This is a genomic window from Streptococcus sp. GMD4S, assembly GCF_000296955.1.
Genome location: NZ_AJRE01000060.1, coordinates 1 through 11380, shown reverse-complemented (window position 1 = coordinate 11380; position 11380 = coordinate 1). Strand labels below are relative to the sequence as shown.

The following is an 11380-nucleotide window of genomic DNA, read 5'->3' as shown; positions in this document are numbered from 1 at the left end:
AGAGCAGAGATTTCTTGAAAGACGGAGGAGATTTAACCATCGTCATTCAGAAAAAACAAGGGGCTCCAAGTGCTAGAAATAAGATGGATACTTGTTAAAAATAGCTGCCGCTTGGTCAAAGTGGACAATATCAAAATATGGTGGCAACTTGATTCCAAGAGGTTTGGTAAAGTAGGCAAATACCTCTGACAAGATACGGTCTGTTGTTTCAAAATCATAGGCAATCTGAGGTTTTCCTGGAACGTTTGGACAAGAGAGATTAAGCTCTGTCAGTCCTTTGAATTCACTCTCTTGAACTTTTTTCAAGATGGCATGTGTTTCTTCTGGAGACATGCCAACTAAAGATAGGAAGAAAGTTCGGTTTGGCTCTTTTTCCTGCAAGTCCAAAAGATAGTCCAGATAGTAGTCTAAGCCATTATTTGGTAAGCCCATGGAGTTGATAGAACCAAGTGGAACATCCTGGTAGCGTGGCTCAGGATTGCCCTGACGAAAGTCCAAGGTCGCAGTCTTCGTAACAAAAGTACCCGCCGCTGAGTTTTTGACCCCTTCAAGCTCTTCTATCGTCATACAAGCCACACCCGCTGCATTCATCAAGCAATTGTCAAACTCAAAGCCAGCTATTTGTGTTTTCGTTGATACCATGATTCTGATCCTCCAGATTCCTTTTATTTCTAATATTATACCATACTTTAAGATTTTCTCTTTGAGAAACTAATTTCTATATAAAACGTTCGGTTTTGTAAATTGAAAGAATTTTTAGAAAATTTCTGTTTTTTTCTTTACACTCAAAAAAAATTCTGCTATAATGGCTCATGTAATAAAATATAACAACAAAAAGGAGAACGATATGACATCTGCTAAAGACTATATCCAAAGCGTGTTTGCAACTGTGAAAGCTCGTAACGGGCATGAGGCTGAATTTCTCCAGGCGGTTGAAGAATTCTTCAGCACTTTGGAACCTGTATTTGAAAAACATCCCGAGTATATCGAAGAAAACATCTTGGCACGTATCACTGAGCCTGAGCGCGTAATTTCTTTCCGAGTTCCTTGGGTTGACCGCGATGGAAAAGTCCAAGTGAACCGTGGTTACCGTGTTCAATTCAACTCAGCTGTTGGACCATATAAAGGCGGACTTCGTTTCCACCCAACTGTAAACCAAGGGATTTTGAAATTCCTCGGCTTCGAACAAATCTTTAAAAACGTTTTGACTGGACTTCCAATCGGTGGAGGTAAAGGTGGATCAGACTTCGATCCTAAAGGGAAGACTGATGCTGAAGTGATGCGCTTCTGCCAAAGCTTTATGACAGAATTACAAAAATACATCGGACCATCTCTTGACGTACCTGCTGGTGATATCGGTGTAGGTGGACGTGAAATTGGTTACCTTTACGGACAGTACAAACGTCTTAACCAATTTGATGCGGGTGTCTTGACTGGTAAACCTCTTGGATTTGGTGGTAGCTTGATTCGTCCAGAAGCAACTGGTTATGGTTTGGTTTACTACACTGAAGAAATGCTCAAAGCTAATGGTAACAGTTTTGCTGGTAAGAAAGTGGTAATTTCAGGTTCTGGTAACGTAGCTCAATATGCTCTTCAAAAAGCGACTGAACTTGGTGCGACTGTTATCTCTGTATCTGACTCAAACGGTTATGTCATCGATGAAAATGGTATTGACTTCGATCTTTTGGTTGATGTTAAAGAAAAACGCCGTGCTCGTTTGACTGAGTATGCAGCTGAGAAAGCAACTGCTACTTACCATGAAGGTTCTGTATGGACTTACGCTGGTAACTACGACATCGCTCTTCCATGTGCGACTCAAAACGAAATCAATGGTGACGCAGCTAAACGTTTGGTTGCTCAAGAAGTTATCTGCGTTTCAGAAGGTGCTAACATGCCTAGTGACCTTGACGCGATTAAAGTCTACAAAGAAAACGGAATCCTTTACGGACCTGCCAAAGCTGCTAATGCTGGTGGTGTAGCCGTTTCAGCCCTTGAAATGAGCCAAAATAGCCTTCGCCTTTCATGGACACGTGAAGAAGTTGACGGCCGTCTCAAAGATATCATGACCAATATCTTTAATACAGCTAAAACAACCGCTGAAACGTACGGTCTTGGTACTGATTACCTTGCAGGAGCTAACATTGCTGCCTTTGAAAATGTAGCAAACGCTATGATTGCACAAGGTATTGTTTAACTAGTCGATACATCCTATCGGAGGACTAATGATGAACTTACGGCCAATGGAAGTAAAAGACAATCCAGCTGTAGCACAACTCATTCGAGCTAGCCTTGAAGAATTCGGGCTTGACAAACCAGGAACTGTCTACTTTGATTCTCATCTAGATCATTTGGCCGACTATTATCAACAGCAAGAGAGAGCAGCTTACTTTATTCTGGAAGATGAAGATCAGCTGGTTGGCTGTGGTGGCTTTGCACCTGTGTCTGATAAGATTGCTGAATTACAAAAACTGTATGTCACTAAAAACAGTCGTGGCAAAGGTTATTCCAGTAGGTTGATAAAGCGCATATTCCAGGAAGCCCGCCTAGCAGGTTATGAACAGCTTTATCTAGAAACTACTACTGAACTGGCTACGGCTGTGACCATCTATCAACACTATGATTTTACAGCACTAAAACAACCACTTTCTAACGCCGCCGGCCACCCAGCTATGAATATCTGGATGATAAAATCTCTCTTGTCAGATGAATAGATGGCAGTATACTATGATCGACTCGAAGACATCAGGATCAAGATCCTCCACACAGTTAAAACAACTTTTAACAATGTAGCCAAGGCTATGATAGTTAAGGTATTGTTTAAGATTCATTTGCTTAATCCTCAATCATTATGATTGGGGATTTTTATGTTGGCTTCAAAAAAGCTCACTATTTAAAATAGTAAGCTTAAAATCAAGATTTATTTTACTTCTACTAAGGCAAAAGACAGACATTCAACTATTTCATTTACTGCTTCATCTATGTCTAGGTCCTCATTATCATTCAACATCATTGGAAGAGCATAAGAAAGACTCAAGGCTAAAATATAGCGAACAATTCTTTCGTTTGACCAATCTCGGATAACACCATTCTCTTTAAACTGATTCAGAACTGGACTAATTGACTTAATGATAGAGTGAACAATAACATTCCCTAACTGGTCAGAAGTAGTTTCATCAATAAAAGAACGACTCAAGAGAATTTTAACTTGCATTTGATTCTCCTGAATGAAAACTAGTCTATCTCGAACAATGCTTCTCAAAAACACTGGAAAACTCTCTTGGCTTGCTGTAAATTTCTTCTCAGAAAAATCAGCAATTACATCTGGAATAACCTGTTCGAGAAAAGTTGACAGAATAGCCTCTAAGATGCCTTCCTTGGTCTTAAAGTAACTAAAAACGGTCCCTTCTGAAACTCCAGCCTCCTTAGCAATAAGGCTGGCTGTTGTATTTTCAAAGCCAATTTCTGAAAATAGCTTTAGACTTGATAATAATACTTGACGTTGTTTTAAACTCAAGTTGCTATTTTCTAATGTCTGAGCATACTTTTGTTCTAAACTTTCCATTGCTGGCACCTCTCTGCTACTCTCTTACTTTTATAACCTTCTTACCTCGAGTGTGTCCCGACTTCAGACTACGATATGCCTCTCTAACAGACTTTAGAGAAAAATCATAAACCTGATCAATATTCAGCCGAACCTTCCCATCTGAGACCATTTCCGCTAGAACTCTAAAATCATCATATGTGGAATGTCTCGGACCCGTGAACTGAGCACCTCTTATCATAACATATGGTGAAGGTACTAACGTTCCAATAGCAGTGCCCTTCAATCCCAAACTGAAAGCCAATTTAACATAATCACTTCCATAGCAATCCAAGAACTTTGTAATCGGCGTTGGACTTGCTGATAGAAGAGCATTCTGGATGTTTCCTTCGTAAGCTACTGGTATGGCACCTAAGGACTTTAGATAATCTGAATTTTTCTTACTTGCAATTCCAATAACTGTCGCACCTTTAGCAACTGCATACTGTACTGCGATACTTCCAATACCACCTGCTGCTGCTGAAATAACTACAACATCTTTAGAGTTTAGATCAATCTTTCTAAAAGCACCTCCCACTGTTAGAGAGGCTACACCCATAGTAGCTGCATGGTTCATATCAATCATCTCTGGTTTCAACACAATTTCTGATTCATTGACACAAACTTCTGTTGCCAAAGCTCCCCTCTTGGTACCCAATCCAGGGTCACTGATCATTGTTCCAAAAACCTTATCCCCTACTGCAAACCGATTTACTCCTTCACCAACTTCTGTGATAACTCCAGCAAAATCCCGACCAACACCTCTTGGAAAAAGAGATGATTTTGACTCAAACCAACGACTTGGCTTCCTGAGTTTTGTCATAAAAGATAGAAATCGGAGTGGCTTTGCACCTTCAAAAGTCTTATAATCAATAGGATTTAAACCAACTGCATGAACTTCTACCCTCACTTGATTCAGTTTCAAAGAATCAGATTTAATGTTCACTAAATCTAACACTTCTTCATCACCGAAACGACTATATTGTATTGCTTGAACAACCATTGTATGAACTCCTTTACACATCTACAAAATTGAGTGAGCACTCAATCATTTTTTTGATTATACACTTATTCTTCATAGATTTCAACTATACTGTTTCTACAATTTCTAACTAAGTTAGCTGTTCATGATAAAAATAGATCTATTTTCCCTTATGAAAAATTATCAAACTATAAATTAGAGAAATCCGACTGCTTATGAAAGCAGTCGGATTTTTATATATCTAATTTTTCAAAAAATTTGCCTGCTGACCGCTTTTCTTTTAGCTTCTCCAGCAGCTCATCCTCTATAAAAGGAGTCAGGTCGTCAAAATCTTGGCAAACCTTAAAAACCGTCTCTCTGTCCAACTGGCCATAAGCTAGCTCATAATAGTCCTTATTATGATGCCAGTTCTGGTCATAGTTGATATCTTTCCGTTGATAGTAAACAATGTTTTGCTTCGGTGTCAGGTAAAGCTTCTGTGTTAGAATACTTTTCTGATCTTTGGACAACTTGCTACGACTGAAAATCTTAACACCTTGAAAGATCTTGCGCTCATGGATACCTTGATTTGTAACTTTTAATTCAACTCTTTTATAGTGCATATAGTCACCTCCAAAAATTACTTTCATTATATCAGACTCTGGCAGATTTTCAAGCAAAAGTGTCATTTCCAAAAATCTTTAGTCGCCTCTAAAATCTGTTCCGTTGGTGTCACAGTTGCTTCAATAATAGTTTTGCCAGTCATTTTCAGATAGGCTTGTATCAGATGATAGCCATAAGCATAGCCCGCAGCATAAGGCATTCCAACTGGTATCTGACCCTGTATCTTAGCTATTTCATCACCGTAGAGATATGGTGCCATTTCCGCCATCCCCGTTAGCTGAAGCTGACTTGAGATGATGGGCTTAATCTCTTCTAACTGCTCTGGACTGGTTGAAGTAACCCAAGGCCCAATGAGATCTTTGCCATAGAGCTCAGCAGCAAAAAACTCTGCCAATCCTTCACTGACTACCCAGTCTGCTAGTGTCGTCTGCTGGTTCCATTTGACAAATTGAAAGCGGACATTGTGATTGCACTCATGGGCTAACGCCGCCTGCACACGGGGTAAAGTATAGTCATTTGGTAGCAGACTAAGCATGAGGTAGCCTGGAATTCCACCATCTCCACTATAACCCTTATTGAGCTGTAACATGGGCTTTTCAGGGTTGCCCAATAAAATAGTAAAATGGTAATCCTCAACCTCTAAGTCATAGCCAGCCTGCTCAAAAAGACCAATACTCCTCTTGATGGTATTCTGGCAGTCTTGCCAGAGTTGATCAGAGCTCAGAGCGTCGATAGCTGGTCTATCCTTCTCTGACAGAGTTCCGGGTAGCTGATTCATAAAACCAAGTAGGAACAAAGCATCAAATCCTCCGGGATACTTGGCTTTCAGAGGAATATGTTGAGTTTGGTATTTCGTAGCAAAAGGTGCTAATATTTTAGCTCGAAAACAGCCCTCTCTCTTTTCCAAAGGAAGCTCGAGCATCTCTTGGTAAACTTCATCTGAACGAATCATATTGATTTGCATAGTAATCTCCTTTCTTATCTATTATTAGTATAATCCCTTACCTAAGGTCAGAGTCAAGAAGAAAATTGAATTTCTATCAAGATTCTAGTAACTGTTAGAAAAAGCACCCTAGAACTTTCGTATCAGACTATAATTTAGAGGTAGATTTACCATTCTAAACAGAAAAAACCGCTACTCCTAAGAATAGCGGTTTAATCATGTTTTTAAGCTACTAATGTAGTTGCTCTATTATTTAAGAGTAACTGAAGCTCCAGCTTCTTCCAATTTAGCTTTGATTTCTTCAGCTTCTGCAGTTGGAACGCCTTCTTTGATGACACCTGGTGCACCATCAACAAGTTCTTTAGCTTCTTTAAGTCCAAGACCTGTGATTTCACGTACAACTTTGATAACGCCAACTTTTTTGTCACCAGCAGCTGTCAACTCAACGTCAAATGAATCTTTAGCAGCACCAGCGTCAGCAGCACCAGCTGCAGCAACAGCTACAGGAGCAGCTGCAGTTACACCAAATTCTTCTTCGATAGCTTTTACAAGGTCGTTCAATTCAAGGATTGAAGCTTCTTTAATTTCAGCAATAATGTTTTCAATGTTCAATGCCATTGTTATTTCCTCCAAATAAGTTTTTAATTTTATAATAGTTTTTCCGTAGCTAGGCTACGCTGCGTAGCTTAAGATTAAGCTGCGTCTTCTTTGTTTTCTGCAACCGCTTTGACTGCAAGAGCAACGTTGCGCACTGGCGCTTGAAGTACAGAAAGGAGCATAGAAAGAAGTCCTTCGCGGTTTGGAAGAGTTGCAAGAGCAACGATTTCTTCTTTAGATGCGACAGCGCCTTCGATTGCACCACCTTTGATTTCAAGTGCTTCAGCGTTTTTAGCAAAATCGTTCAAGATTTTCGCTGGTGCGATAACATCTTCGTTAGAAAATGCTACTGCAGATGGTCCAACAAATACTGATGCAAGATCTTCAAGACCAGCTTTTTCAGCTGCACGACGCAAGATTGAGTTTTTAATGACTTTATACTCAACTTCGCTTCCACGAAGCTCACGACGAAGAACTGTATCTTGCTCAACTGTCAAACCACGAGCGTCTACAACGACGATAGATGCAGCAGCTTTCATTTTTTCAGCCACTACGTCAACTAGTTCCGCTTTTTTAGCAATAATTGCTTCACTCATTAGTGTGTTCACCTCCGTAATTATTTTGCTTGGGGAATTTTTCCAAAAGAAAAACGCGCCCAAACCTAGACACGAAAGTACAATACGCTTCTTTTTACATGATACGTTTTGTCCTCGGTAGGATCTTTATGAGTCGAGCTCCCCTACTGTCTTAGGCAGTTTTTTCAAACCGTATATAAGTATAGCATAGACAAAAAAAGAATGCAAGATTTTTGCAAACTTTTTTTAAAATTTTTTAAATCTCTACTGTCAAAACTTTGCCTTGCTTAACCACCTGTTCTCCAGCGATATAAACATCGTCAACATCACTGGATTTGACAGCATAAACCAGGTGAGAGAGCATATTTTCCTGAGGTTGAAGATGGATTTTTCCTTGTGGTTGAATGACCAGAAAATCTGCCTGTTTGCCAACTTCTAGGCTTCCTATCTGATTTTCCATTCCTAGAACCTTAGCCCCTTCGATTGTCAGTGCCTTAAGGGCTGTCTCGATAGGGAATTGGCTGGCATCTCCACTCTTCATTTTCTGAAGAAGGGCTGCGGTCCGTCCTTCCTCAAACATATCTAGATTGTTATTGGAAGCAACTGAGTCAGTCGCAATTCCGACTGCTACTCCTGCTTTTTGCAGTTGGATGATTGGAGCGATCCCTGAGGCCAGTTTGAGGTTACTAATAGGATTGTGAGCGATGGCCACTTGAGAGGTTGCCAAACGTTCAATTTCTCTCTCGTTTAATTCGACCCCGTGAGCAAAGACAGACGGATGATCTAAGTAACCTAGTTCTTCTAGAAATGCGAGGGGGCGTTTGCCGTATCGTTTCAGGATAATTCCTGATTCCTCCTTGGTCTCCGCCACATGGATATGGATAGGAATGTCCAGCTCTTTTGCCATATCTAAGCTTGCTTCCAGAAGGTCTCTACTACAACTGTAGGGAGAATGTGGAGCCACCATAACCTTGAAATTTGGGTTTTCATATCCTAAGATTTCCTCTATGATGGCTCGTGTTCTGCTCATAGTCTCAGCAGTTGATTCTGCCTCTGAAGAAAAGAGGGTCGGTGAGAAATAACCACGCATCTTGGAAGCTTTGACTGCCTGATAAATTTGCTCAATCGCCACACCATTGGGATTATACATATCGTTGAAGCTTGTTGTTCCTGACTGGAGCATCTCTGTCAGAGCCTGCTTGACTGCTATTGTAGTCATGTCAGGAGTGAAGTCTGCTTCTGCTGGCCAGATATAGTCATTGAGCCATTCATGGAGATTGCTGTCATCTCGGATCCCTCTCAATCCTGTCATAGCTGAATGGGTATGGCAATTGATCAAACCAGGCATAATCCAGGCTCCCTGATAGTCTATAATCTGCTCGGCTTGATTTAAAATTTCTTGTTTCTCTTGACCGACATAGATGATTTGAGAGTCCTTAACGGCTAAGATACCATCCAAATAAACATGGAAATCTTGGTCACAAGTCACGATATTTAGATGATGATAGACTTTCATTGTTTTCTCCTTCTAAGACCCTAATTTTTTCTAGCTATTGTAACAAAAAAGTCACCCGAAGGCAACTCTTTTTATCCATAAGATTTCAAAATAGAAAGGATTATTCAGAGCTAAAAGCCGCAGCCTTTTGCATTTGGTAATACTTGCCCTTTCTAGCCATGAGATCCTGATGGTTACCATGCTCCACGATGTCACCATCCACCAAGACTAGAATCAGATCCGCATCCTGAATGGTTGACAGGCGGTGGGCGATGATAAAGCTTGTTCGCTCTTTCATGAGTTTGGCAAAGGCATCCTGTACCAGCACTTCTGTCCGCGTATCGATGGAGGAAGTCGCCTCGTCTAAGATGAGAATCTTGGGAATAGCTAGAAAGACACGGGCAATGGTTAAAAGCTGAGCCTGACCGACAGAGAGAGATTCTCCTGCATTTTCCAACTTGGTATTGTATCCCTGTGGCAACTGTTGGATGAAAAAGTCTGCGTTGGCTGCTTTTGCGGCAGCAATCACCTGCTCCCTACTGGCATCAGGATTTCCAAAGGCAATATTGTCATGAATGGTCCCTTGCTTGAGCCAGGTTTCTTGGAGTACCATCCCAAACTGCTGTCTCAATGACGCTCGGGTATAATCATAAATGGATTGCCCATCTAACAAGATATCTCCCGAGTTAATAGGATAAAAACGCATGAGGAGATTGATAAGAGTTGACTTACCAGCACCTGTCGGACCAACGATGGCTACCTTGCTACCAGCTGGGATATCGATAGACAAATCCTTAATCAAGATCCTTTCAGGATTGTATCCAAAAGAAACATGCTTAAAGGAAATGGCTCCCTTAACTTGGTCACTGGTCAAGATTTCCTTACCTGTTTCAACAACCTCAGGACTTTCTAAGACAGCATAGACACGCTCTGCACAAGCTAAAGCACTTTGCAACTCAGCTAAAACAGAAGAAATATCATTAAAGGGCTTGGTGTACTGTTGGACGTAATTCAAAAAAGTCACTAAACGTCCGATGGTCAAGGTGGACCCCATCATGATTCGATAAGCTCCTACTCCAGCAAGAAGAGCATAAATGAGTGCGTTGACAAAGCGAGTTGAAGGATTAACCGTTGATGAATAAAAGATGGCTGACTGAGAATAGCCTGCATAGTTGGCATTAGCCACATGCAGTCTTTGGATAAACTCTGTTTGAGCATTGAAGGACTGGATAATAGTTTGCTGGCTAAGAGACTCTTCAATCAACTGAGTCTGAATTCCTCTCGTCTCCGTTTGCTTCTGGAAGAGGTGATAAGATCTCTTGGCAATAAAGCGTGAAATCACCATGGACAGGGGCGTCAACAGCAAGACCAAGAGGGCCATGAGGAGATGAATTTGGAGCATGGCTAGAATACTAACCAAAATCATCAAAACACCAATGAAAAATTGATTGAAAATCATGGTTAAGCCGGCTGCCAGCTGTTCTATGTCTGTGGTCACACGACTAACCATCTCTCCACTGCCCTGCCGATCCACAAAAGCAATCGGTAACCGATGGAGCTTATGAATGATTCGCTCCCGCAAGTCTCTGGTATAAGAGAAGATTAGACGATTATAAAGAAGAGGATTGGCCCATTGTACCAGTGTATTTCCTATGATCACCAAGATCATCTGGATGAAAATCTGCCAAAAAACTGGTGAAGAACCAGTTACGAGGACCTGGTCAATGACCTGCCCAATCAAGATAGGTAGGTAGATCGATAAAGCAACTTGGGCAATAGTTCCTAGAAAGGCAAGGAAAAGGAGGAAAGGATGGTTTGCTAAATCTATGGCCAAACGTTTGAGCGTCTGGTTTGCGGTTTGTCGTTTCATGCTAGTCCTCCTTTCCATGTTGGGATGCATTGATTTCGCGATAGACTTGGCTAGTCTTCATTAATTCCTCGTGCTTGCCAACAGCTAGTAACTCACCTTTTTCCAAGAGGAGAATCTGGTCAGCCATCTGAAGTGTAGACGTTCGTTGAGAAATCAAGATTAAGCTCGTGTTAGGTAAATTCTCTCGGATAGCTTTCAAGAGCTTGGACTCAGTGATGGTGTCCAGGGCCGAGGTCGCATCATCTAGGATGAGAAATGGAGCTTGTCGCAAGACTGCTCGGGCAATAGATAGCCTTTGTTTTTGTCCACCTGAGAAATTTCGTCCTCCTGCCTCAACTAGGGCATCCAAAAGTCCTTCCTTTTCACTGACAAAATCCTTAGCTTGCGCAATTTCCAAGGCCTGCCAAAGTTCTTGGTCAGACACTTCTCGATTGAAACCTAGAGTCAAGTTGGAACGAATAGTTCCTTTAAAAAGTTCGACTTTTTGAGGTACATAGGCAATCCAAGACCGCCACTGCTCAAGATTACGAGGACTACATCCATCTCGATAAAGGTCAATGCTCCCCTTGTCTGCTGGATAAAGACCAAGTAAGACTTGCACCAAGCTTGATTTACCTGAACCAGTTCCCCCGATGATACCAAGGATCTGCCCTTGATTCATATCAAAGGAAATGTTTCTCAGAGAAGGCTGGGCCGCATCAGGATAGGTAAAGGTTAATTCTTTGACTTGCAAAA

At 41.2% G+C, this 11380-nt stretch carries 11 protein-coding genes, 1 pseudogene and 1 other annotated feature; of the genes and pseudogenes, 2 read left to right on the top strand and 10 right to left on the bottom strand.

Annotation, left to right across the window (positions count from 1 at the left end; translation table 11 throughout):
• Positions 1–75 precede the first annotated feature (75 nt).
• A pseudogene (locus GMD4S_RS05740) lies at positions 76–642 on the bottom strand (dihydroorotate oxidase); the annotation flags it as partial.
• 205 nt (positions 643–847) lie between these two features.
• Between GMD4S_RS05740 and gdhA the strand changes: the two are divergent.
• The gene (gene gdhA, locus GMD4S_RS05735) at positions 848–2194 is read left to right on the top strand and encodes an NADP-specific glutamate dehydrogenase (RefSeq protein ID WP_000199514.1); all 1347 of its coding nucleotides are present in this window, start codon (positions 848–850) and stop codon (positions 2192–2194) included.
• Between the two features lie 31 nt (positions 2195–2225).
• Positions 2226–2711: a GNAT family N-acetyltransferase gene (locus tag GMD4S_RS05730; RefSeq protein WP_001053557.1), complete on the top strand. Its 486-nt coding sequence runs from the start codon at positions 2226–2228 to the stop codon at positions 2709–2711.
• 206 nt (positions 2712–2917) lie between these two features.
• On the opposite strand, the gene GMD4S_RS05725 is transcribed toward GMD4S_RS05730, so the two are convergent.
• From GMD4S_RS05725 to GMD4S_RS05685, 9 genes are all read right to left on the bottom strand, one after another.
• A complete protein-coding gene (locus GMD4S_RS05725) occupies positions 2918–3562 on the bottom strand; it encodes a TetR/AcrR family transcriptional regulator (RefSeq protein WP_000444592.1) in 645 nt (214 codons plus the stop codon).
• Between the two features lie 16 nt (positions 3563–3578).
• On the bottom strand, positions 3579–4583 hold the full coding sequence (locus GMD4S_RS05720; RefSeq protein WP_000261421.1) for an NADP-dependent oxidoreductase: 1005 nt from the start codon (positions 4581–4583) through the stop codon (positions 3579–3581).
• 212 nt (positions 4584–4795) lie between these two features.
• Positions 4796–5164 (bottom strand): EXLDI protein, encoded by a 369-nt coding sequence (locus GMD4S_RS05715; RefSeq protein WP_009013639.1) that lies wholly within the window; start codon positions 5162–5164, stop codon positions 4796–4798.
• 62 nt (positions 5165–5226) lie between these two features.
• The gene (locus tag GMD4S_RS05710) at positions 5227–6129 is read right to left on the bottom strand and encodes a DUF2268 domain-containing protein (RefSeq protein WP_001166696.1); all 903 of its coding nucleotides are present in this window, start codon (positions 6127–6129) and stop codon (positions 5227–5229) included.
• A gap of 228 nt (positions 6130–6357) precedes the next feature.
• Positions 6358–6726: a 50S ribosomal protein L7/L12 gene (gene rplL / locus GMD4S_RS05705; protein ID WP_001196964.1), complete on the bottom strand. Its 369-nt coding sequence runs from the start codon at positions 6724–6726 to the stop codon at positions 6358–6360.
• A 74-nt stretch (positions 6727–6800) separates the two neighbouring features.
• On the bottom strand, positions 6801–7301 hold the full coding sequence (rplJ, locus tag GMD4S_RS05700) for a 50S ribosomal protein L10 (RefSeq protein ID WP_001287275.1): 501 nt from the start codon (positions 7299–7301) through the stop codon (positions 6801–6803).
• Between the two features lie 38 nt (positions 7302–7339).
• Positions 7340–7475, bottom strand: a sequence feature (ribosomal protein L10 leader region).
• A gap of 61 nt (positions 7476–7536) precedes the next feature.
• Positions 7537–8796: a TRZ/ATZ family protein gene (locus GMD4S_RS05695; protein ID WP_000870139.1), complete on the bottom strand. Its 1260-nt coding sequence runs from the start codon at positions 8794–8796 to the stop codon at positions 7537–7539.
• 100 nt (positions 8797–8896) lie between these two features.
• Positions 8897–10645: an ABC transporter ATP-binding protein gene (locus GMD4S_RS05690; RefSeq protein ID WP_000828807.1), complete on the bottom strand. Its 1749-nt coding sequence runs from the start codon at positions 10643–10645 to the stop codon at positions 8897–8899.
• Position 10646: 1 nt separating this feature from the next.
• Positions 10647–11380 (bottom strand): ABC transporter ATP-binding protein (locus tag GMD4S_RS05685; protein WP_000696152.1); only part of this gene is annotated, 734 nt, incomplete at its 5' end.

Coding starts and splice junctions, on each gene's coding strand:
- GMD4S_RS05690 (WP_000828807.1), bottom strand. CDS start 10,645: ATGAAACGACAAACCGCAAACCAGACGCTCAAACGTTTGGCCATAGAT.
- gdhA (WP_000199514.1), top strand. CDS start 848: ATGACATCTGCTAAAGACTATATCCAAAGCGTGTTTGCAACTGTGAAA.
- GMD4S_RS05725 (WP_000444592.1), bottom strand. CDS start 3,562: ATGGAAAGTTTAGAACAAAAGTATGCTCAGACATTAGAAAATAGCAAC.
- GMD4S_RS05715 (WP_009013639.1), bottom strand. CDS start 5,164: ATGCACTATAAAAGAGTTGAATTAAAAGTTACAAATCAAGGTATCCAT.
- GMD4S_RS05720 (WP_000261421.1), bottom strand. CDS start 4,583: ATGGTTGTTCAAGCAATACAATATAGTCGTTTCGGTGATGAAGAAGTG.
- GMD4S_RS05695 (WP_000870139.1), bottom strand. CDS start 8,796: ATGAAAGTCTATCATCATCTAAATATCGTGACTTGTGACCAAGATTTC.
- GMD4S_RS05730 (WP_001053557.1), top strand. CDS start 2,226: ATGAACTTACGGCCAATGGAAGTAAAAGACAATCCAGCTGTAGCACAA.
- rplL (WP_001196964.1), bottom strand. CDS start 6,726: ATGGCATTGAACATTGAAAACATTATTGCTGAAATTAAAGAAGCTTCA.
- rplJ (WP_001287275.1), bottom strand. CDS start 7,301: ATGAGTGAAGCAATTATTGCTAAAAAAGCGGAACTAGTTGACGTAGTG.
- GMD4S_RS05710 (WP_001166696.1), bottom strand. CDS start 6,129: ATGCAAATCAATATGATTCGTTCAGATGAAGTTTACCAAGAGATGCTC.